This is a genomic window from Lawsonibacter hominis, assembly GCF_014287895.1.
Classification (GTDB): Bacteria; Bacillota; Clostridia; order Oscillospirales; family Oscillospiraceae; genus Lawsonibacter_A; species Lawsonibacter_A hominis.
This window is the reverse complement of sequence record NZ_JACOPP010000001.1, coordinates 29004-49518: the sequence shown is the minus strand read 5'-3', so window position 1 is coordinate 49518 and position 20515 is coordinate 29004. Positions and strand designations below refer to the sequence as shown.

The window sequence follows — 20515 nt, the reverse complement described above, 5'->3', positions numbered from 1 at the left end:
GTCGTATGGAGCAAATCACCAGCCGTCAAAATCCGCTGATTGCCCGCCTGCGGAAGCTGGGCGGAGACCGGAGCCTGCGCAGGCGCGAGGGGGTCTTTCTCTGTGAGGGCGTGAAGCTGGCGGAAGAGGCCGTCCGGTGGGGCGCGGAGATCGAGGTGCTGGTCCGGGCCCGGAACTTTACGCTGCCGTTTGCGCCTCCGGCGCAGGCCAGACAGGTGGAGGTGCCCGAAGACCTGCTTCGGGCGGTGTCCACGGTAGACGCGCCCCAGGGGGTGCTGTGCCTGTGCCGCATGCCGCCGCTGGCGCCGCCGGAGCGGCTGGAGCCGGGGCGGTACCTGGTGCTGGACGGCCTGCAGGACCCGGGCAACGTGGGCACCGTCTGGCGCACGGCCGACGCCTTCGGGGCCGCCGGGCTGTTTTTGATCGACGGCTGCGCCGATCCCTTTTCCCCCAAGACCATCCGCTCCACGATGGGGGCCTGTTTCCGGCTGCCGGTGTGGGAGACGGGGTGGGAGCGTCTGAAACCCCTGCTGGACGCCGCCGGGATTCCGCTGTACGCCACCGCCCTGCGTTCGGATACGGAAGACGTGCGCGGCGCTGCGCTGGGCCGGGCGGCGGTGATCATCGGCAGCGAGGGCCGGGGCGTGTCCCGGCAGGCGCTGGAAATGTGTGAAAAGACCCTGAAGATCCCCATGCGGGAGCGCTGCGAGTCGCTCAACGCCGCGGCCGCGGCCGCCGTGGTGCTGTGGGAGGGCTGGCGGTAGATTCGGAAAGCAACGAAGGAGGTGCGGCCGGATGGCGGCATTGCAGTATCTGCTTTGGCTCACGACCCGGCCCTATCTCCGGCCGGAACGGGCCGCGGCGCTGTTGGAGCAGTTCGGCAGTGCGGAGGCGGCTTATTTTGCCGACCCCTCGGAGTACGACCTGCTGGGCCTGCCCGGCGGATTGAAAAACGCGCTGCGGGACAAGAACCTGGACCGGACGGAACAGATCCTGGCCGACTGTGACCGGCAGGGGATCTGGCTTTTGACCTGTCAGGACGCGGCTTACCCGGAGCGGCTGCTCCAGATCGGGGATTATCCTCTGGTGCTCTATGGCCGGGGAAGGCAGTTCCGCTTTGATGAGGAGCTGGCCATCGGTATGGTGGGCGCGCGCAAGTGTACCCCCTACGGGCAGGCCATGGCAGGCCGCCTGGGGCTGGAATTGGCCCGGGCGGGCGCGCTGGTGGTCTCGGGCATCGCCCAGGGGATCGATACGGCTTCTCTGCGGGGCGCGCTTCAGGGGGGCGGGCAGGTCGTCTCCGTGCTGGGCAACGGGGTGGACGTGGTCTATCCCGCCCAGAATCAGTGGCTCTATGAGGATGTGGCCGCCGCCGGGGCGCTGATCTCGGAATTTCCGCCGGGCACCGGTGTGGAGGGCTGGCACTTCCCCGTCCGCAACCGCATCATCAGCGGGTTGTCCCTGGGCGTGGTGGCGGTGGAGGCCTCCGAGGAGCGCAGCGGCACCCTGGTCACCGCCCGCAGGGCCCTGGACCAGAGCCGGGACGTATTCGCCGTCCCCGGACCGGCGGACGCCCCCATGAGCGCAGGCACCAACTCCCTCATCTCCAAAGGAGAGGCCAAGCTGGTGCGCTCGGCCCGGGACATCCTGGCGGAATATGAAGCCAGGTTTCCCCATAAACTGCACGGGAGCGTCCCGCTGACCCGGGAGGAGGCGGCGCAGCGGCTGTCCGCCGCCCCCGATGCGGCGCGGGAGCCGGAAGCCGCCCCGGCGGAGGAAGCGGCGCAGGGGCTGCCGGCGGCGCCCCGGTCCGCGCTGGACGCCATGGGGGATGAGCAGCGTGAGATCTTCTGGCTGTTGAGCGAACACACGCTGGTCCCCGACGAGATCGTGGGACGCACCGAGATCCCGGCCCGGCGGGTGAATACCGCCCTGACCCTTCTCCAGGCCGGGGGCTATATCAAAGAACTTCCGGGCAAGCGGTTCACGGCTGCCGTCCGCTTTGCGGAAGACTAGAGGAGCCGACGTCGGACCGGCCCCAATCCCAAATGGACCGGCAAGGTCGGATAAAGGAGCATACAGTTGTGGCGAAATCGAATCTGGTGATCGTGGAGTCTCCGGCAAAGGCCAAGACCATCGGTAAATATCTGGGCCCCGGGTATGAGGTCAAGGCCTCCATGGGCCATGTGCGGGATCTGCCGAAAAGCAAGATCGGCGTGGATGTGGAGCGCGGCTTCGCGCTGGATTACCAGCCCATCAAGGGCAAGGAAGAGGTCATCGACGACCTGAAAAAGAGCGCCAAGAAAAGTGAAAAAGTCTTTCTGGCCACCGACCCGGACCGGGAAGGCGAGGCCATTTCCTGGCATCTTAAGGAGATGCTGGGACTGAGTGATGAGAAGACCTACCGGGTGACCTTCAATGAGATTACCAAAAAGGTGGTGGGGGACTCCATCGCCCATCCCCGGGCGCTGGACATGGATCTGGTCAACGCCCAGCAGGCGCGGCGGGTGCTGGACCGGCTGGTGGGCTATCAGATCTCGCCTCTGCTGTGGAAAAAGATCCGCCGGGGCCTGTCGGCCGGGCGGGTGCAGTCGGTGGCCACCCGGCTGGTGTGCGAGCGGGAAGCGGAGATCCGCGCCTTTGTGCCCCAGGAATACTGGTCCCTGGACGTGGAACTGGAGCGCGTGGCGCCCAATCTGGGCCGGTTCAAGGCCGCCTTTTACGGCCGGGACAAGAAGATGGAACTGAACAGCGAGGACGCGGTCACGGCCGTGGCCCAGGCGGTCCAGGCCGCGCCCTTTACCGTCCGCGGCGTCAAGCGGCAGGACAAACAGCGCAACCCGGCGCCCCCCTTCATCACTTCCACCCTTCAGCAGGAGGCCTCCCGCAAGCTGAACATGACGCCCCGGCGGACCATGTCCGTCGCCCAGCAGCTCTATGAGGGCGTGGATCTGGAGGGGGAGGGCACCGTGGGCCTGATCACCTATATGCGTACCGACTCCCTGCGCCTGTCCGACGAGGCGACCGCCGCCGCACGGGATTTTATTCTGGCCCGGTATGGTTCGGATTACTATCCCGGCAAGCCGCGGGTCTACAAGACCAAGTCCGGCGCCCAGGACGCTCACGAGGCCATCCGGCCCTCCGACGTGCGCCTGACTCCCGAGGATATCCGAAAGGACCTGACGGCCGAGCAGTACCGGCTCTACAAGCTGATCTGGAGCCGCTTTTTGGCCTGCCAGATGGCAAGCGCCGTGTACGACAGCGTCGCCATCGAGGTGGAGAGCGCCGGCTACACCTTCCGGGCCAACCATTCCGCCCTCAAGTTTTCCGGCTATACCGCCGTGTACGTGGAGGGAAGAGACGAAGACGAGGAGGCGCCGCAGTCCCCCCTGCCCGACCTGCGGGAGGGGGAAGGACTCAGGCTGCTCAAAAGCGACCGGGAGCAGCACTTCACCCAGCCGCCCACCCGGTATACCGAGGCCACCCTGGTCAAGGCGCTGGAGGAGAAGGGGATCGGCCGCCCGTCCACCTACGCGCCCACCATCTCCACCATCATGGATCGCGAGTACGTGGTCAAGGAGGGCAAATACCTGCGCACCACCCCGCTGGGGGAGGTGGTCACGGGTTTGATGAAGGATAAGTTTACCGACATCGTGGACACCGCCTTTACCGCTCACATGGAGGAGCAGCTGGACGAGGTGGAGGCCGGAAAGGTGGACTGGAAGAGCCTGCTGTCCCAATTTTACGGCGGCTTTGAACAGGAACTCAAAAAGGCGGAGCAGGACCTGGACGGGGAGCGCATCAAGGTCCCCGACGAGGTGTCCGACGTGATCTGTCCCAAGTGCGGGCGCAATCTGGTGTATAAGTCCGGACGGTTCGGGCGCTTTTTGGCCTGCCCCGGCTGGCCGGAATGCGACCACACCCAGCCCATCGTCATCGAGATGCCCGGCAAGTGTCCCAAATGCGGGGGCCGCATCCTGAAAAAGACCTCCAAGCGGGGCTATGCCTATTACGGCTGCGAGTTCAACTCCAGCAAGGATGAGGCGAAGAAGTGCGACTTCATGACCTGGGACGTACCGGTGAAGGAGAATTGCCCCGCGTGCGGCCAGACCCTGTTCAAAAAGTCGGGCCGGGGCTTTAAGAAGCCCTTCTGCATCAACCCCGCGTGCCCCAATTTCCTGCCCGAGGACCAGCGGGGCTATAAGAAGAAGACCGCCGAGGCCGCGGAGAGCCCCGCGGAAGGCGCGCCTCCCCGGGAGGAGAAGAAGCCGCCCGCAAAAACGGCCGCCCGCAAAACGCCGGCCAAAGCGAAGGCGGCGGCCAAAAAGCCCGCCGCCCGGACGAAAAAAGAGGCCTGACGCAGCCCGGCGCGGATGCCGGGCAAGGCCAAAGGAGAACACATGGAACCAGTCATCGTGATCGGCGCGGGCCTGGCGGGGTCCGAAGCCGCCTGGCAGCTGGCCTGGCGGGGCTTCCCCGTGGAGCTGCGCGAGATGAAGCCCGCCCAAATGACCCCTGCCCATCATACCCCCTGGTTTGGAGAGCTGGTCTGCTCCAATTCCCTGCGCTCCGACCAGCTGGAAAATGCGGTGGGCCTTTTGAAGGAGGAGCTGCGGCGGATGGGCTCCCTGATCCTCGCCTGTGCCGACGCGCACCGGGTGGAGGCGGGCGGGGCCCTGGCGGTGGACCGCCACGGCTTTGCCCGGTCCGTTACCGAGAAGATCCGCAGCCATCCGCTGATCCGCGTGGCACAGGGGGAGGTCACCGCCCTGCCTCCGGAGGGGAACGTGATCGTGGCCTCCGGGCCCCTCACCTCCGACCCGCTGGCCCAGGCCATCCGGGACTTCTTCCCAGAGAGCCATTACCTCAACTTCTTCGACGCCGCCGCCCCCCTGGTCACCTTTGAGAGCGTGGATATGGACAGCGCCTTTTTTGCCTCCCGCTACGACAGGGGCACCCCGGACTACATCAACTGCCCCATGACGGAGGAGGAGTACGATGCGTTCTGGACCGAGCTGTGCGCCGCCCGTGAGGCGGAGGTCCACGGGTTTGAGGACAGCGGCGTCTTTGAAGGCTGCATGCCCGTGGAGGTGATGGCACGGCGGGGCAAGCAGACCCTGTGCTACGGCCCCCTGAAGCCCCGTGGCCTCCGGGACCCGAAGACGGGGCGGGAGCCCTTCGCCGTGGTGCAGCTGCGCCGGGACAACGCCGACGGCACGATCTACAACCTGGTGGGCTTCCAGACCCACCTGAAATGGCCGGAGCAGAAGCGGGTGTTCTCCATGATCCCCGCCCTGAGAAACGCCGAGTTCGTCCGCTACGGCGTCATGCACCGCAACACCTATCTGGACTCCCCCCGGCTGCTGGACCGGTACTACCGGGTGAAGAAGCAACCGCGCATCTGCTTCGCCGGGCAGATCACCGGCGTGGAGGGGTATGTGGAGTCCACCGCCTCCGGCTTCCTAGCGGCGGTGGAGCTGGCCCGGCGGCTGGAAGGCAGGCCCCCGGTGGATTTCCCACCGGAGACCGCCGTGGGGGCCCTGGCGCTCTATGTGAGCAATGAAAGCGTCACGGACTTCCAACCCATGAACGTGAATTTCGGCATTATTCCGCCCCTTGGCTACCGGGTCAAGGGCAAGCGGAACAAGAACGCCGAGCTGTCCCGGCGAGCCCTGGAGGCGCTGGACGGCCTGGATTGGCGGTAGGCCGCCCCGCTTGCCCTGCGGGCGGGAGCAAGGCGCATCCCCCAGAGGCGCTGGACAAGCCGGGCGTTTGAGGATAAAATGGAACGGTCACGATCCGGCGGAGAACGACTCCCCCAGCAGCCGGCCTGCCAGACGGAAGCCGTGGCGGAAACAGGCTTCTTCCTCCAGCGCGTATTGGGCGGAGAACGGGTCCATCAGCTCGTCGGCCTGTTTGCTCTCCAGCCGGTCCAGATAGGCGATGAGACGCTGTCGGCCTTCCGGCCAGCCGGAGAGGGAACGGTAACCCAATGCGCCGCGCTCCTGTTCCAGCAGAAAGAGTTCGGGAAGAAGAGAAGTCATATAATCAACCCAATAAAACCGTGATATCAATATACGCGGGTTTATTGGGCATACCAAGAGGCGAATTGCTCTGTACCGCAACGAATTGTTTGGCTTGCGCCTGCGAAAGGTTCGAAATCATGCAGGAGAGACACAGAAAACGCTGGCTGAATTGCTTGGAGTGTCCCCCAATCAAATGGGTGAAATGGAAAATGGGGGAGGGGGCAACCACCTTGGCACGACTTGCCCTGCCCTGTGAGCATTATAACGTTACCGCGGATTATCTCCTGGGGCTGACGGATGAACCACGCGCCTTGAAGCTGTGACGGCCCGCGCCCGGAACCGCCCCGCGGAGGGGGGATGCGGCCGTCCGCCGAAGGCGCGTCTCCGGAACGGACCAAGACAAACGAAAGAGGGAAGTTGCATGAAGATCATCGTAGACGCCATGGGCGGGGACAACGCGCCCGTCTCCAACGTGCGGGGCGCGCTGAGCGCCGTGCGGGAACTGGGGGTAGAGGTCGTCCTGGTCGGCCGTGGGGAGGAAATCCTGAAGGTACTCAAGGAAGACGGCGTGGACGATCTGCCCCCCGGCGTGGAGATCGCCCATGCCTCCGAGGTGGTGGAGATGTGCGACAATCCGGCCACCGCCTTCAAGGAAAAGAAGGACTCCTCCCTGACCGTGGGCCTCAACCTGCTGAAGAACGGGGCCGCCGACGCGTTTGTTTCCGCAGGCAGCACCGGGGCCATCCTGTCGGCAGCCACCCTGCTGGTTAAGCGGATCCGCGGGATCCGCCGGGCGGCCCTGGCCCCAGTGGTGCCTACCGGGGCGGGGGGCGCGGTACTCATCGACTGCGGCGCCACCGCCGAGTGCACGCCGGAGTATCTCCTGCAATTCGCGTTTATGGGCTCTTACTACGCCGAGCGGGTATTAGGGCGGCCCGAGCCCAAGGTGGGCCTGCTGAACATCGGCGTGGAGGAGTCCAAGGGCATGGACCTGCAGCGGGAGGCCTACGCCCTGCTCAAGCAGGCGGGCGAGGCGGGGCGCATCCACTTCGTGGGCAACGTGGAGGCCCGCGAGGCGGTCTACGGCGCGGCGGACGTGATCGTCACCGACGGCTACTCCGGCAATATTTTCCTCAAGACCATGGAAGGGACCGGCGGATTTTTGGCCAGGCAGCTCAAGGCCATGTTCCGAAAGAGCCTGCTGACCAAGCTCGCCGCCCTGATGGTCTCCGGCGGGCTGAAGCAGTTCAAAAAGCTGATGGACGCGGGCGAGGTGGGCGGCACCGCGCTGGTGGGCATTTCCAAGCCGGTCATCAAGGCCCACGGCTCCTCCGACGACTTCGCCATCAAGAACGCCATCCGGCAGGCGGCCGCGTTCGCTTCGGCCGGCATCATCGAGGATATTACCGAAAACATCGGGCATATGCGCCTTCCCGTAGGCGGAATGGAAAAAATTTGACTTTCCTATTGACAGGCTGTGGAATCTTGCCTATTATCATAGTGCAATGACGACGCCGCCAGTGCCGGCGGAAGCGATAGGAGTAGATGAGTAATGATCTTTGAGAAAATCGCCTCGATCCTGGCAGAGCAGTTCGGTATCGAACAGGATGAGATCACTATGGACACCAGCTTTGAGGACCTGGGGGCCGATTCCCTGGACGTGGTGGAGCTCACCATGGCTCTGGAGGAGGAGTTCGGCATCGGTGAGATGGAGGAAGAGGATCTGTCCGGCATCTCCACCGTGAGCGACCTGGTCCGCTATGTGAGCGACAAGCTGGAGGATTGAACAGAGAATGGGCAGAAGCCCCGCTGCAGAGCGGGGCTTCTGCTTTCGAGGAAAGAGGGACACGCATGGAAGCCTTGGAAGAAAAGCTGGGCTATCAGTTTGAACAACCGGCGCTGCTGGAAAACGCCCTGACCCACAGCTCCTACGCCAACGAGAGCCGGGACCGGGAGATGCAGAGCAACGAGCGGCTGGAATTTTTGGGAGATTCCGTGCTGGGCATGGTGGTGGCCGACTACCTTTACCGCGCCCACCCGGACCTGCCTGAGGGAGACTTGACCCGGACCCGCGCGGCCCTGGTATGCGAAGGCAGCCTGGTAGAGGTGGCCCAGCAGTTGGGGCTTGGCGCTTATCTGAAGCTCGGGAAGGGAGAGGACGCCGGCGGCGGCCGCACCCGGCCCTCCATCCTGGCCGACGCGGTGGAGGCCGTGCTGGCCGCTGTGTACCTGGATGGGGGCATCGGCTCCGCCCGCAAGATCATCCGCCGGTTCATCCTGGACCGGGAGGAGGAAAAAGGGGCCAGCCGGGACTATAAGACGGCCCTGCAGGAGATGGTGCAGCGGGAGAGCGGTCAGGTGCTGACCTACCGCCTCACCGGTGCGGAAGGGCCGGACCATGCCAAGGTCTTCTCCATGGAGGTGGACCTGAACGGCGCTACCGTAGGCCAGGGCAAGGGCCACAGCAAAAAAGAGGCGGAGCAGAACGCCGCGCGCGCGGCGATCGAAGCGCTGAACCGGTGAGGGGCGTTCGCTTCGCCTCCTCCGGGCGTAAACAGGCCACCGCATAAGCCGAGCACCGGCGCTTTGCCGGGCAAATCCCCTGGGCGAATGGTCCCGATCGGACCGGGAGAAGGCGAGCTGGGGCAGGATGCCGGGCGGATTCCCTGCGCAGCCGTTGACGGCTTTGCCGTCTTGCGGATGCGGCGTACCCCTTGCGGCCCTTCCGCCCCCACGCAGGAAAAGGGGGGCGCCCAGGATGCCGGGCAGCCCGGGGCGGCCGCGATGACACAGAACAAGGAGGAAACGGTATGCTGTTTGTCTGTTATCCCAAATGCAGCACCTGTCAAAAAGCCAAGGCTTGGCTGGAGGAGCGGGGCCTGTCCTTTGAACTGCGGGATATCAAGCAGGAGCGTCCGACGGCGGAGGAGCTGCGCCGCTGGCACGCCATAAGCGCCCTGCCCCTGAAACGTTTTTTCAACACCAGCGGCCTGCAGTATAAAGCGCTGGGGCTCAAGGACCGTCTGGGCGGCATGAGCGAGGAAGAGCAGCTGGCCCTGCTGGCCGCCGACGGGATGCTGGTCAAGCGCCCCATCCTGGTGGGAGAAGACTTCGTGCTGGTGGGATTCCGCCAGGCGGAGTGGGAGACGCGGCTGGGCGGATAAGGCGCAGCAAAACAGCGGGGGAGGACGGCAGTTTGCCGTCCTCCCCCGCTGTTTCAGGGCATATGCGCCTCCAGCCAGGCCAAAGTATCCGCGAATACCTGCTCCTTGTTGGGCTCGTTGAGCATCTCATGCCGCCCGCCGGGGTAGAGCGTTACGGTCACATCCCGGACGCCATACTGGCGGAACAGGTTCGCCACCTTCCGCACGCCCGCGCCGGAAGCCCCCACCGGGTCTTTGTCCCCGGCGAAGAAATAGACCGGCGTATCCGGGTCCATACGGCGGAGATGCTCCGGTTTCACCAGCAGCTGAAGCCCCACCATCATGTCGTGATACATCCCCACGGTGGGCAGAAACCGGCACAGCGGATCCTGTACATAGGCGTCTACCACCGCTTCGTCTGTGCAGATCCAGTCGGCGCCGGTGCGGTTGGGCGAAAATTGCCGGTTGTACGCCCCGACGGACAGGGCGTTGAGCAGCCGGCTGCTGGCGCGGCTCCCCCGGAGCCTGCAGAGCAGCGCGGACAGGACGCGGCCGGCCGCCACGGTGGCGGCGGACTCCTGCCCGGTGCCCGACAGGATGGCCCCATCCACCGTGCCGGGATAAAACATCAGATATCCACGGGTGACAAACGAGCCCATGGAATGGCCCAGGATAAAATAGGGCAGGCCGGGATACGCCTCCCCGGCCAGCTGCCGCAGGGTGTGCGTATCTTTGAGCACGTATTTCCAGCCGTCCCGTTCCGCAAACCAGCCGTATTCCTCCCGCCCCTTGGCCGTGCGGCCGTGTCCCAGGTGATCATGACCGACCACCGCAAAGCCGTGATCGGTCAGATAGCGGGCAAAGGGGGCATAACGGCCGATATATTCCGAAATACCGTGAACCAGCTGGACGACAGCACGGGGCGCGCCCTCATCCGGCAGCCACCAGACGGCGCCCACCGAATGGGTCCCATCGCTGGAGGGAAACGTAAATTCCCGCATGGTTGCCATAGTCAAACCGCTCCTTTTATGATAAAATAAAAAAGTCCCTCTTAGTTTATTCCAACACCGCGCTCCCGTCAAGGGACAGAGGGGTAGACGGAAGAAAGGTTGATCGTGATGAATGCTATTGACCGTTTTATGAAGTATATCCGCTTTGACACCCAGTCCGACGAGGAGAGCGATACCTGCCCCTCCACCGGAAAGCAGAAGGTACTGGGCGCCGCCCTGGCGGAAGAACTGGGGCAGCTGGGGCTGCATAACGCCCACATGGACGAATACGGCTATGTCTACGGCTGGCTGCCCGCCAGCGTGGGGTACGAGGGGGTGCCGTGCATGGGCCTGATCGCCCACATGGACACCGCGCCCGGCGTCTCCGGCGCGGGGGTAAGGGCCCGCATCGTGCATTACGAGGGAGGCGATATCGTCCTCAACGAAGAGAAGGGCATCGTCATGTCTGCCTCGGAATTCGAGAGCCTGGCCAAATACAAGGGACAAGACCTGATCGTCACCGACGGCACCACCCTGCTGGGGGCCGACGATAAGGCGGGCGTGGCGGAGATCTTTGCCGCCGTGGAGTACCTGCTCCAGCATCCGGAGATCCCACATGGACGCATTGCCGTGGCCGTTACCCCCGACGAAGAGGTGGGCCAGGGGGCTGATCACTTCGATGTGGAGGGCTTCGGCGCGGCGGTGGCGTATACCGTGGACGGCGGCGAGCTGGGCGAGCTGGAGTATGAAAATTTCAACGCCGCCTCCGCCCGTGTGAGCATTCACGGCGTGAACATCCATCCGGGGTCCGCCAAAAACAAGATGAAAAACGCCCTGCTCCTTGCCGTGGAGCTGGCGAATATGCTCCCACCGGCGGAGACGCCCGCCCATACCGAGGGCTACGAGGGCTTTTACCACTTGACTGCACTGAGCGGCGATGAAAGCGGGGCCGAGCTGCGCCTCATCGTCCGGGACCACGACCGCACGGCATTTGAGGCGCGCAAGGACTACCTTCGGCGCCTGAGCGCCTATCTCAACGACAAGTACGGCGCCGGCACGGTGGAGCTGGAGCTGAGCGACAGCTATTATAACATGCGGGAGCAGATCGAGCCCCATATGTATCTGATCCACCGGGCGCGGGCCGCGATGGAAGCGGCGGGGGTGACGCCGGTGGAGGTGCCCATCCGGGGCGGCACCGACGGGGCCCGGCTGAGCTATATGGGCCTGCCATGCCCCAACCTGTGTACCGGCGGCGTGAATTTCCACGGCGTCCACGAATATATCCCGGCCGGCGCGCTGGAGACCATGACGCAAGTACTGGTGAATCTGGTAAAAGCGGAATAAGCGGACGCCCCGGCGGCCCATTGGGCCGCCGGGGCGTCCGCTTATTCCGGCAATTGCGCGCGTCTACAGCAGGGTGGGGACGGTCTCCGCCAGGGCGGCGGCCAGGGCCGCGTGGCTGCGGCGGGTCAGATGCATGAAGTCAATTTGATTGTACGCGCAGCCCAGCGCGGCGGCGTCCAGAAAATGGCATCCGGTCTCGCCTGCCACCGCACGGAACTGTCCCGGCAGCCGTTGGGACTTTTCCACCGCGCCCGCGCCCATCTCCTGGGCGACGGGGGAGCGCTCCACCCGGGGGTCGATGGGCAGCGGGGCGATAACCAGGATATTGGGCGTGCCGCCGGGACCCCAGCAGTCTACCGTCTGGGCCTTCCGGACCAGACGGCGCAGCCCAAGGCCGATGGCGTAAGCGTTGGCGCCCAGCCGCTGTTTGGTGTCGTTGGTGCCCAGCATGACGATCAGCAGGCTCACCGGCTCGTGGCTTTTCAGACAGGGGTAGAGGTAATCCAGGGCGGACAGGTGCTCATAGAGCGGGTCGTCAAACACGGTGGTGCGGCCGGAAAGGCCCTCTTCCGCCACCAGGTAGTCCTCCCCGAGCTTCTTTTGGAGCAGGCAGGTCCACCTCTCCTCTTCGTTGAAGCGCTGGAGGGCCCCGTCGGCACAGTCGGCGGGATCGGCGCAGTAGCCGTGCGTGTTGGAATCCCCCAGACAGACGATATGCTTCTTCATGTTCCGGCCCTCACCGGCCCAGCTCGGGCAGAGAGGCGGCCGCCACGGACTGGCCGACCCGGCGGGACTTCTCGTCCGGGAGGGTGGGGCAGATCTGCCGTGCGATCTCAGGATATTCCTCCGCCAGGACCTTCTTGGCGGTGTCCAGGATGAGATCGCCGCCCCGGCCGGACATGACCCGGCCCAGCAGCAGCACGTGCCTGAAGCGGTAGAAGTGGTGGTACAGGGCCAGGGAGTGGCCCAGATACACGCCGATGGAGCGGTAAATCGCCTCGGCAGGGGAGCCGGGCACATCCATCAGCTTTTGGACCTCCTTAAGCTTCTCGGCGGGGGAGAGCTTCTCGGAGAGATTGATCCCAGCCGCGGGCGCCAGCTTGATGACCGCGTCCTGGGAAAAATACTTCACGCCGCAGCCGATGTCGCCCGACCACTCGTCCCGCATGGCGGCGGGGGAGGCGTCCACGGGGACGAAGGCCAGCTCGTTGAGCCAGCCGGTGATGCGGCCTTCCGGGTCCACATAGCCCACAGCCTCGCTGGTGCCCATGGCGATGCCCAGCACATTGTTTTCGCCCAGGTTCATGGCTCCCGCCAGGGCGGACACGTCGCCGTCGTTGCATACGGCGTAGGGCACGTCCCCAAAGGTGTCGCGGATGGCGCGGATATAGATGTCCTTCACCTTGGCGTCAAAGGCGTCCTTGGGGACCTGCAGGAACAGGGAGGCGTTCATGGTGCGGTTGTCGATATACACCCCGGCGGAGGAAACGCCCACCGCGTCCACCCGGGGCATATGCTCCGCGGCGGACTTGAGGGCGGAGACGATGCCGTCATAGTGATAGTCCGGATCGGAATTGATCTTGGGGAACCAGACCACCTCCTCGGAGAAGACCGGCTCGCCGTCGACGACGGCGGACACCTTCCGGTCGGACCCGCCCGCGTCGAAGCCGATGCGGCAGCCCTCCAGGTGGCGGCCGATGGCTTTGGGGTCGCCCTTTTCCGCGGGGATCTGATCGCAGTAGACCACCTCGAAGGGATGCTCGAACACATTGGCCATGTAGTCGAAGTCGAACGCCTGCTGGCCGCCGGGGCAGTAGATCTGCTGCATTTTGGCGCAGATTTCCCGGTCTCCGCTGATATAGACCCGGAAGCCGCCGTAAAGCCACAGCATGGTTTTGATGATGCGCTCCACGTAGTAGCAGTCGGCCTGCGCCCGCTCCGGGGTGCCGTGGATGAAGGTGCGGTAGACGGCCACCTGACCCTGCGAACGTTCTACCGCCAGCGCCAGAGGCTTTTTGGCGTCCGTTCGGAACGCCGCGTTGAATTTGCCCAGGGGGAGAAAGCCGGGGTCCAGTTCCGGTACGTGCTGCACGGGGACTTCGATGCCCAGATGATTCATAAAAAAGCCCTCCTGTCGGTTGGTTTTGAAAATTCCTTCGCTTATATGCTATCCGTTTTTTTGGAACTGTCAAGCGCTTTTTCAAGTTTTTGAAAATTATTTTCAGAATCTGCTTGACGATGACCAGTGGCGCGGTTATGATGAGGGCAGAACGGAAGCTTACGGAAAGGAAAGGTGGAATTGATTATGGATACTGCACGGCTGCAGGGCCATCAGAAGTGGATCAGGGAGGAGCTGGAGCGCTGTGTGGCGTTCTGGCTGGAACATGGTATGGACCCGGTCAACGGCGGCGTATACACTTGCCTGGATCGGACGGGAGAGGTCTTTTCCACCGACAAGAGCGTCTGGATGCAGGGGCGCTGCGGCTGGATTTTCTCCTATCTGTGCCATCTGTACGGCGTGAAGGACGAATGGCTTGCGGCCAGCAAGAGCTGCATCGACTTTCTGGAGGAGCACTGCGTCAACCACGACGCGGCCGGGCGGCTGTATTTCACCGTTACCGCAGAGGGAAAGCCCCTGCGCCAGCGCCGCTACTGCTTCTCCGAGGCGTTTTACGCCCTGGCCAACGCGGAATATTACGGCGTTACCGGCCGGCGGGAGCACCTGGAGCGCGCCCGCCGGGCCTACGACCTGTATTGGGACCTGAACCACGGAATGGCCGACCCCACCGGCCTGGGGCCCAAGACCATCCCCGAGACCCGCACCGGACGCGCCTTCGGCATCCCCATGATCCTTCTGAACGTCACCGGCGTGCTGCTGCGGGTGGACCCGGAGCGCAAGGCGCTGTACGAGGAGCGTTCCGCCCGGTGTGTGGATGAGATCTTCCGGTATCACGTCAAGCCGGAGCTGAAATGTGTGCTGGAGAACGTAGCGCAGGACGGCGCCGCCCGCCTCTACTACACCGAAGGGCGCATCGTCAACCCAGGCCACGATATCGAGGGCGTCTGGTTCCTGCTGGAGCACGCCAAGCGGACCGGCGACCGGGAGCTGGTCCAAAAGGCGGCACAGATCTTCGACTGGGCCATCGAGGCCGGCTGGGACAAGGAGTACGGCGGACTGCTCTACTTCATCGACTGTCTGGGCAAGCCGCCCGAGGCCTATGAGCACGATATGAAACTCTGGTGGCCCCACGACGAGATCCTGATCGCCTCGCTGATGCTCTATCGGGATACCGGGGAGCAGCGGTATCTGGATTGGTTTGAGAGGACCCTGGACTACTGCAAGGAGCATTTTGCCGATCCTGCCTATGGGGAGTGGTACGGCTACCTGCGCCGGGACGGCAAGCCAACCCAGCCGCCCTGCAAGGGCAGCACCTTCAAGGGGCCCTTCCACCTGCCGCGGATGCTGAGTATGTGCGACCAGATGCTCTCGGAGCTTCTGGCGGATGCATGAGGGGAGTGCCTATGCCCTACGGAAACGTATTTGCAAAGATCAATAACGAATATTACCAGCTGACCGGCGCAGAAAAGAAAGTGGCCGACTACGCGGTGGCCCATCAGCAGAAGACCCAGTATATGTCCATCTCCGAGCTGGCGGAAGAGGCGGGCGTGGCGGAGGCCACCATCTCCCGCTTCTGCCGGCGGCTGGGCTATAAGGGCTATAACGCGTTCAAACTGGCGGTGGCCAACTCCACCGCCGGACGCAGCGAGCTCAACCCCCTCTCAGGGGAGGTCCTGCCCGAGGATACCATCGCGGACCTGTGCCAGAAGATCTATGCCGCGAATGTGGACGCTATGACGCAGACGCTGGGGCTGCTTCGCCCGGAGGCCGTCCGGGCCGCGGCGTCCCTGATGATGGGGGCGGACAAGGTGCTGTGCATGGGCCAGGGCGGCTCCATGATCCTGGCCCAGGAGGCGGCCCATCTGTTCGCCACCGCCCTGCCCAACTTTTTCCCGGTGGTGGATTCCCATATCCAGGCGATGCTGACCGCCCAGCTCACCCGGCGGGACGTGGTGCTCTACTTCTCCTATTCCGGCTCCACCAAGGAGCTGCTGGACAATCTGAAGATCGCGCGGGAACGGGGGGCTGGGGTCATCCTGATCACCCGCTTCCCCAAGTCGCCCGGCGCGGCCTACGCCGATGTGGTGCTCCAGTGCGGCTCCCATGAGGGGCCGTTCCAGGGCGGCTCTGTGGCCGCCCGGATTGCGCAGCTCTATGTGGTGGACGTGCTCTTCAGCGAGCTTTGCCGCCGGGATCTGGAGGGGTGCCGGGAGCGGAGGGAACTGGTGGCCGAGGTGCTTTCGGATAAGCACATCTGACGAAATCAGACGGGAATTGAAAAAAATTTGCAAAATTAAAAATTAGATAAAATTTTTTTCAAATTTCTGTTGACAAACGCAGCGAGGGATTATACAATCTACCCAACAGGACGCCGCACCGGGCGTTCGAAATTTGTAGAAACTGAAGGAGGACCTATAATGAAGAAGACCCATCGGATTCTTGCTCTCTTGCTGAGCCTGTGCCTGGTCGTTTCGTTGGCCGCCTGCTCCGGCGGTACCGGCGCCGGCACGCCTGAGACCAGCGCGCCCGAGACCTCCGCCCCGGAAACGGCGGCTCCTTCGACCGGCGACGCCACCAGCATTTCGCTGTGGGTGTACCCCGTCGGCGGCTGGGGCGACGAAACCAAGGTCAAGGCCCTGACCGACGCATTCACCGCCGAGACCGGCATCTCCGTCAAGGTGGAGTACCTGGCCTATGCCGACGGCGACGACAAGGTCAACACCGCCATCACGGCCGGCAACCAGCCCGACCTGATCCTGGAAGGCCCTGAGCGCCTGGTGGCCAACTGGGGCGCCAACGGCTATCTGGTGGATCTGGCCGACATGCTGGACGACACCGACAAGAGCGAGATCATCCCCGCGGCCCTTGCCCCCTGTATCAACGCCGAGGGCAAGATGTACGAGTACCCCATGTGCATGACCGCCCACTGCATGGCCATCAATCTGGACGCCTTTAAGGCCGCCGGCGCTGACCAGTACATCGATCTGGAGACCCGCACCTGGAGCACCGACAACTTCATCAAGGCCGTCGAGGCCCTGTATGCCGAATTCGGCAGCACCGTGGGCGCCGTGTACTGCGGCGGCCAGGGCGGCGACCAGGGCACCCGTGCGCTCATCAACAACATGTACGGCGGCACCTTCACCAACGCCGACCACACCGCCTATACCTGGGACGACCCCAAGAACATCCAGGCGATCGAGCAGCTGCTGTCCATGGACGGCATCGCCTTTGACGCCTCCCTCCAGGGCGGCGACGAGATCGCCAAGTTCTATCAGGGCGCTCTGAAGATGGCGTTTTGCTGGAACAGCGCCCAGCAGCTCAACCCCAACAACGCCGATACCGGCGAGGGCAAGACCGTCACCGGCGAAGAGATCGTCTACATGAACTTCCCCACCGCTGACGGCTCTCCCGCCGAACTGTGCGGCGGCATCTGGGGCTTTGGTATCTTTGACAAGGGCGACGCCGCCAAGATCGAGGCCGCCAAGAAATTTATCAAGTTCATGTGTGACTCCCCCAGCACCGCCGATGCCGTGTCTACCTCCACCTTCTTCGCGGCCCGCACCTCCGCCGAGGGCACCGACCTGACCAAGCTGTTCGACAACGAGATGATGAATGATTACGCCGCTCTGATGCTCCCCAACCTGGGCGACTACTACAACGTCATCAAGGGCTGGGCCGCCGCCCGTACCGAGTGGTGGAACATGCTCCAGGAAATCGGCAACGGCGATGATATGACCGAGACCATCGCCACTCACATGGCAAATGCCAATGCCGCTGCCGCCGGCTGAGATCCAGTCAAACGGTAAGTGACCTGATTCGCAAACGGGTTCGCGCGCCCCTTCCCCGCCCCGCGCGGGGAAGGGGCGTGTCTTTTCCTCCCGGATGGGGCTATGCATGGACGGCCCGGTTCCGCCGGGCCTTCGGTGCGTACCCCCACCCATAAATCCACTTCGAGAGAGAGGAGCGGTCTATTTTGGCCAAACAGCCCCAAACCACGATGAGCCGGGCATTGGTACGCCGGGAGACCATCTCCGGTTATCTGTTTCTGCTGCCCAGCCTGATCTTTTTCCTGGGATTTGTTATCATCCCCATGGTCATTTGTATCTTCAACAGCTTTACCAACGCCAATATGCACCCTGGCGACGTCCAATTCGTGGGACTGAAAAACTTTATCGATCTGTGGCAGGACGTGACCTTTCTGAAGGCCTTGAAGAATACCTTCCTGATCGTCATCGTGTCCGTGCCGACGGTGTGTGCGTTCTCCCTGTGGGTGGCCTCGGCCATCTATAAGCTGAAGGGCCCCGTGCTCTCCGCGTTCCGCTGCATCTTCTACCTGCCCGTGGTCACCGGCTCCGTGGCCGTCACCGTGGTGTGGAAGTGGATGTACGACAACTATAACGGCATCTTCAACCAGATTTTGAAAGGCGTCGGAGCGGATACCATCAACTGGCTGGGCGATTCCCGGTTTGCCATCTGGTGCATCATCCTGATCCTGTTTACCACCTCGGTGGGCCAGCCCATCGTCCTCTACGTCTCCGCCCTGGGCAACGTGGATCAGTCCCTGGTGGAGGCGGCCCAGGTGGACGGGGCCAATCATTTCCAGGTCTTCTGGCGGGTCAAGTGGGCCCAGATGATGCCCACCACCCTCTATATCCTGGTCATCACCACCATCAATTCCTTCCAGTGTTTCGCCCTGATCCAGCTGCTGACCCAGGGCGGCTCCGACACCAACACGGTCATGTTCTATATCTACTGGACCGCCTTCAAGCTGACGGAGCAGGCGGGCCACTTCGGCTATGCCAACGCCATGGGCGTGGTACTGGCCATCTTCATCGGCCTGCTGTCCGCCGTTCAGTTCCGGCTGGCCAAAGAGAAGTAAGGGGGGAGCGGAGTAATGAAAATCGGATCCGGGCGCACCAAGGCCTATCGGATCGCCAGCATCCTTATCCTCATCGTGCTGGCGCTGTTGTTCCTGTTCCCGCTCTATTGGATTGTCACCGGTTCGTTTAAGTCCGCCCAGGACATCTATGCCGCGGAACCAAAGCTGTTTCCCACCGAGTGGGTGACCACCAACTTTGAAAAGCTGTTTGCCAAGCGCTCTGCTCCTCTGTGGGAACTGCACGTCCCCTTCGCGCAGGACGCAAACGGCGATCCCCTGGTGTTTTCCACCGGCCCCATCGTACCAGGCGCCATCCGCTGGCTGGTGAATACGGTGTTTATGTCGGTCATGGCCATGATCCTCACCTGCATCACCGCCGCCATGGCGGGCTACGCATTGGCCAAGAAGCGCTTTGTGGGCCGTACGCTGTTGTTCTCCCTGATCGTATGCGCCATGGCCCTGCCCAAGCAGGTCATCCTCATTCCGCTGATCAAGGAGATGGCCGCGCTCAACCTCGTCAACAGTCTGTGGGCCGTGATCTTCCCAACGGTGGGCTGGCCCTTCGGCGTGTTCCTGATGAAGCAGTTCTGCGAGGGCATCCCGGGAGAGATTCTGGAGGCCGCCCGCGTGGACGGCGCCAATGAGGCGAAGACCTTCATCACGATCGTCCTGCCCATGGTCAAGCCGGGCATCGGCGCACTGGCGATCTTCACCTTCATCAACTCCTGGAACGACTACTTTATGCAGCTGGTCATGCTGTCCAGCAATTCCAACTTCACCATCTCCCTGGGCATTGCGACCCTGCAGGCGGAGACCACTGTGGATATGGGACTTTTGATGGCGGGAGCCGCGCTGGCCGCCATTCCCATCATCATCGTGTTCCTCATCTTCCAGAAGTATTTTACCAAGGGGATCACGATGGGCGCGGTGAAGGGCTGAGACGTGGAGAAACGTGCTTGAGTACTTGCATCTTGATGATGAATGTTGTACAATATCCAATGAGAGAAGGATCATTATAATGAGCGATTTGAAGAAATACAGCGGCGTGATCCCGGCGTTTTACGCCTGTTACGACGACCAGGGGACCGTTTCCCCTCAGCGGGTGCAGGAATTGACCCGTTATCTCATCGAAAAGGGCGTCAACGGCCTGTACGTAGGCGGCTCCTCCGGCGAATGCATTTACCAGAGCGTTGACGAGCGCAAGACGGTGCTGGAGAACGTGATGGCCCAGGCCAAAGGAAAGATCGCGGTCATCGCCCACGTGGCCTGCAACAATACTGCGGACAGCCGGATACTGGCCGCCCATGCCGAAGGCCTGGGGGTGGACGCGATCGCCTCCATCCCGCCCATCTACTTCCACCTGCCCGAGTACGCCATCGCCCAGTACTGGAACGATATCTCCGCCGCCGCGCCCAATACGGATTTTATCATCTATAATATCCCCCAGCTGGCCGGCGTGGCATTGACCCCGTCCCTGCTGCGGGAGATGAAGAAGAATCCCCGGGTCATCGGCGTAAAGAATTCCTCCATGCCTGCCCAGGATATCCAGATGTGGCGGGACGAGGGCGTCATCGTCTTCAACGGCCCCGACGAGCAGTATGTCTCCGGCCTGGCCATGGGGGCCTGCGCCGGGATCGGCGGCACCTATGCCGTCATGCCGGAGCTCTTCCTGAAGGTATATGACTGCTTCCGCAAGGGCGAGATGGAGACCGCGCGCCAGATTCAGAACGAGATCTGCCGCATCATTTACAAGATGTGCTCCGCCCACGGCAATCTGTACGCCGTAATGAAGGCCATCCTGGACCAAAACGGGGTGCACTGCGGCAGCGTCCGCAAGCCGCTGCCCGCGCTCGCCGGCAGCGATGCCGCCGTGGTGGACGAGGCCGCGGCCATGATCGCCGCAGCCGTCAAAACCTACTGCTGATCCCCCGTGCAAGCGCCCAAGGGCGGGCGCAGGATGCGCCCGCCCTCTTTTTCTAAAAATACCGGGCTGCCTTCTGCGCCCGAGTGACTGA

Annotated in this window: 20 protein-coding genes; 16 read left to right on the top strand and 4 right to left on the bottom strand. The window is 63.3% G+C overall.

All coding sequences use genetic code 11. From position 1 onward, the window contains the following. The first annotated feature begins 5 nt into the window (after positions 1-5). From H8S57_RS00240 to trmFO, 4 genes are all read left to right on the top strand, one after another. Entirely contained in the window at positions 6-764 is a 759-nt protein-coding gene (locus H8S57_RS00240) for a TrmH family RNA methyltransferase (protein WP_186906116.1), read from the top strand. Between the two features lie 31 nt (positions 765-795). Continuing rightward, entirely contained in the window at positions 796-2016 is a 1221-nt protein-coding gene (dprA, locus tag H8S57_RS00235; protein ID WP_186906115.1) for a DNA-processing protein DprA, read from the top strand. 68 nt (positions 2017-2084) lie between these two features. Further along, complete coding sequence (gene topA / locus H8S57_RS00230; RefSeq protein ID WP_256174563.1) at positions 2085-4358, top strand: type I DNA topoisomerase; 2274 nt, start codon at positions 2085-2087, stop codon at positions 4356-4358. Positions 4359-4400: 42 nt separating this feature from the next. Further along, positions 4401-5705 (top strand): methylenetetrahydrofolate--tRNA-(uracil(54)-C(5))-methyltransferase (FADH(2)-oxidizing) TrmFO, encoded by a 1305-nt coding sequence (trmFO, locus tag H8S57_RS00225; protein ID WP_186906113.1) that lies wholly within the window; start codon positions 4401-4403, stop codon positions 5703-5705. A gap of 87 nt (positions 5706-5792) precedes the next feature. Here the strand turns inward: trmFO and H8S57_RS00220 are convergent, their stop codons facing one another. After that, positions 5793-6044, bottom strand: coding sequence for a hypothetical protein (locus H8S57_RS00220; protein ID WP_186906112.1), 252 nt, complete (start codon positions 6042-6044; stop codon positions 5793-5795). Between the two features lie 85 nt (positions 6045-6129). On the opposite strand from H8S57_RS00220, the gene H8S57_RS17170 reads away from it, so the two are divergent. The 5 genes from H8S57_RS17170 to H8S57_RS00195 all read left to right on the top strand — a co-directional run bounded on the left by H8S57_RS17170 (position 6130) and on the right by H8S57_RS00195 (position 9190). After that, positions 6130-6282: a helix-turn-helix domain-containing protein gene (locus tag H8S57_RS17170; RefSeq protein ID WP_353845851.1), complete on the top strand. Its 153-nt coding sequence runs from the start codon at positions 6130-6132 to the stop codon at positions 6280-6282. Positions 6283-6447: 165 nt separating this feature from the next. Continuing rightward, entirely contained in the window at positions 6448-7485 is a 1038-nt protein-coding gene (gene plsX, locus H8S57_RS00210) for a phosphate acyltransferase PlsX (protein ID WP_186906111.1), read from the top strand. Between the two features lie 93 nt (positions 7486-7578). Then, on the top strand, positions 7579-7812 hold the full coding sequence (gene acpP, locus H8S57_RS00205; protein WP_186906110.1) for an acyl carrier protein: 234 nt from the start codon (positions 7579-7581) through the stop codon (positions 7810-7812). A gap of 65 nt (positions 7813-7877) precedes the next feature. Then, positions 7878-8549 (top strand): ribonuclease III, encoded by a 672-nt coding sequence (gene rnc, locus H8S57_RS00200; protein ID WP_186906109.1) that lies wholly within the window; start codon positions 7878-7880, stop codon positions 8547-8549. A gap of 287 nt (positions 8550-8836) precedes the next feature. After that, positions 8837-9190, top strand: coding sequence for an arsenate reductase family protein (locus H8S57_RS00195; RefSeq protein ID WP_186906108.1), 354 nt, complete (start codon positions 8837-8839; stop codon positions 9188-9190). Positions 9191-9243: 53 nt separating this feature from the next. On the opposite strand, the gene H8S57_RS00190 is transcribed toward H8S57_RS00195, so the two are convergent. Beyond that, entirely contained in the window at positions 9244-10179 is a 936-nt protein-coding gene (locus H8S57_RS00190) for an alpha/beta hydrolase (protein WP_186906107.1), read from the bottom strand. Positions 10180-10284: 105 nt separating this feature from the next. Between H8S57_RS00190 and pepT the strand changes: the two genes are divergently transcribed. Then, on the top strand, positions 10285-11502 hold the full coding sequence (gene pepT / locus H8S57_RS00185) for a peptidase T (protein ID WP_369807581.1): 1218 nt from the start codon (positions 10285-10287) through the stop codon (positions 11500-11502). A gap of 63 nt (positions 11503-11565) precedes the next feature. On the opposite strand, the gene H8S57_RS00180 is transcribed toward pepT, so the two are convergent. Together H8S57_RS00180 and H8S57_RS00175 are read right to left on the bottom strand one after the other, a co-directional pair. Beyond that, positions 11566-12228 carry a GDSL-type esterase/lipase family protein gene (locus H8S57_RS00180; protein ID WP_186906105.1) on the bottom strand — a complete coding sequence of 221 codons (663 nt, stop codon included), beginning with the start codon at positions 12226-12228 and terminating at the stop codon, positions 11566-11568. Positions 12229-12238: 10 nt separating this feature from the next. Then, complete coding sequence (locus H8S57_RS00175) at positions 12239-13621, bottom strand: ROK family protein (RefSeq protein WP_186906104.1); 1383 nt, start codon at positions 13619-13621, stop codon at positions 12239-12241. Positions 13622-13807: 186 nt separating this feature from the next. On the opposite strand from H8S57_RS00175, the gene H8S57_RS00170 reads away from it, so the two are divergent. From H8S57_RS00170 to H8S57_RS00145, 6 genes are all read left to right on the top strand, one after another. Next, complete coding sequence (locus H8S57_RS00170; RefSeq protein WP_186906103.1) at positions 13808-15013, top strand: AGE family epimerase/isomerase; 1206 nt, start codon at positions 13808-13810, stop codon at positions 15011-15013. A gap of 11 nt (positions 15014-15024) precedes the next feature. Then, positions 15025-15879, top strand: a complete 855-nt coding sequence (locus H8S57_RS00165; RefSeq protein ID WP_186906102.1) for a MurR/RpiR family transcriptional regulator — start codon at positions 15025-15027, stop codon at positions 15877-15879. Between the two features lie 159 nt (positions 15880-16038). Beyond that, positions 16039-17409 carry an ABC transporter substrate-binding protein gene (locus tag H8S57_RS00160; RefSeq protein WP_186906101.1) on the top strand — a complete coding sequence of 457 codons (1371 nt, stop codon included), beginning with the start codon at positions 16039-16041 and terminating at the stop codon, positions 17407-17409. Positions 17410-17618: 209 nt separating this feature from the next. Continuing rightward, positions 17619-18500: a carbohydrate ABC transporter permease gene (locus tag H8S57_RS00155; protein ID WP_186906354.1), complete on the top strand. Its 882-nt coding sequence runs from the start codon at positions 17619-17621 to the stop codon at positions 18498-18500. Between the two features lie 15 nt (positions 18501-18515). Next, positions 18516-19439, top strand: a complete 924-nt coding sequence (locus H8S57_RS00150) for a carbohydrate ABC transporter permease (RefSeq protein ID WP_186906100.1) — start codon at positions 18516-18518, stop codon at positions 19437-19439. A gap of 79 nt (positions 19440-19518) precedes the next feature. Beyond that, positions 19519-20424, top strand: a complete 906-nt coding sequence (locus H8S57_RS00145) for a dihydrodipicolinate synthase family protein (RefSeq protein ID WP_186906099.1) — start codon at positions 19519-19521, stop codon at positions 20422-20424. Positions 20425-20515: the final 91 nt, after the last annotated feature.

Excerpts from the sequence above, each read along its gene's own strand:
- H8S57_RS00220 (WP_186906112.1), bottom strand. The coding sequence starts at position 6,044 with ATGACTTCTCTTCTTCCCGAACTCTTTCTGCTGGAACAGGAGCGCGGC.
- H8S57_RS00180 (WP_186906105.1), bottom strand. The coding sequence starts at position 12,228 with ATGAAGAAGCATATCGTCTGTCTGGGGGATTCCAACACGCACGGCTAC.
- H8S57_RS00155 (WP_186906354.1), top strand. The coding sequence starts at position 17,619 with ATGAGCCGGGCATTGGTACGCCGGGAGACCATCTCCGGTTATCTGTTT.
- plsX (WP_186906111.1), top strand. The coding sequence starts at position 6,448 with ATGAAGATCATCGTAGACGCCATGGGCGGGGACAACGCGCCCGTCTCC.
- acpP (WP_186906110.1), top strand. The coding sequence starts at position 7,579 with ATGATCTTTGAGAAAATCGCCTCGATCCTGGCAGAGCAGTTCGGTATC.
- H8S57_RS00160 (WP_186906101.1), top strand. The coding sequence starts at position 16,039 with ATGAAGAAGACCCATCGGATTCTTGCTCTCTTGCTGAGCCTGTGCCTG.
- H8S57_RS00150 (WP_186906100.1), top strand. The coding sequence starts at position 18,516 with ATGAAAATCGGATCCGGGCGCACCAAGGCCTATCGGATCGCCAGCATC.
- H8S57_RS00190 (WP_186906107.1), bottom strand. The coding sequence starts at position 10,179 with ATGGCAACCATGCGGGAATTTACGTTTCCCTCCAGCGATGGGACCCAT.
- H8S57_RS00195 (WP_186906108.1), top strand. The coding sequence starts at position 8,837 with ATGCTGTTTGTCTGTTATCCCAAATGCAGCACCTGTCAAAAAGCCAAG.
- H8S57_RS00165 (WP_186906102.1), top strand. The coding sequence starts at position 15,025 with ATGCCCTACGGAAACGTATTTGCAAAGATCAATAACGAATATTACCAG.
- trmFO (WP_186906113.1), top strand. The coding sequence starts at position 4,401 with ATGGAACCAGTCATCGTGATCGGCGCGGGCCTGGCGGGGTCCGAAGCC.
- H8S57_RS00240 (WP_186906116.1), top strand. The coding sequence starts at position 6 with ATGGAGCAAATCACCAGCCGTCAAAATCCGCTGATTGCCCGCCTGCGG.
- dprA (WP_186906115.1), top strand. The coding sequence starts at position 796 with ATGGCGGCATTGCAGTATCTGCTTTGGCTCACGACCCGGCCCTATCTC.
- rnc (WP_186906109.1), top strand. The coding sequence starts at position 7,878 with ATGGAAGCCTTGGAAGAAAAGCTGGGCTATCAGTTTGAACAACCGGCG.
- H8S57_RS00145 (WP_186906099.1), top strand. The coding sequence starts at position 19,519 with ATGAGCGATTTGAAGAAATACAGCGGCGTGATCCCGGCGTTTTACGCC.
- H8S57_RS00170 (WP_186906103.1), top strand. The coding sequence starts at position 13,808 with ATGGATACTGCACGGCTGCAGGGCCATCAGAAGTGGATCAGGGAGGAG.
- H8S57_RS00175 (WP_186906104.1), bottom strand. The coding sequence starts at position 13,621 with ATGAATCATCTGGGCATCGAAGTCCCCGTGCAGCACGTACCGGAACTG.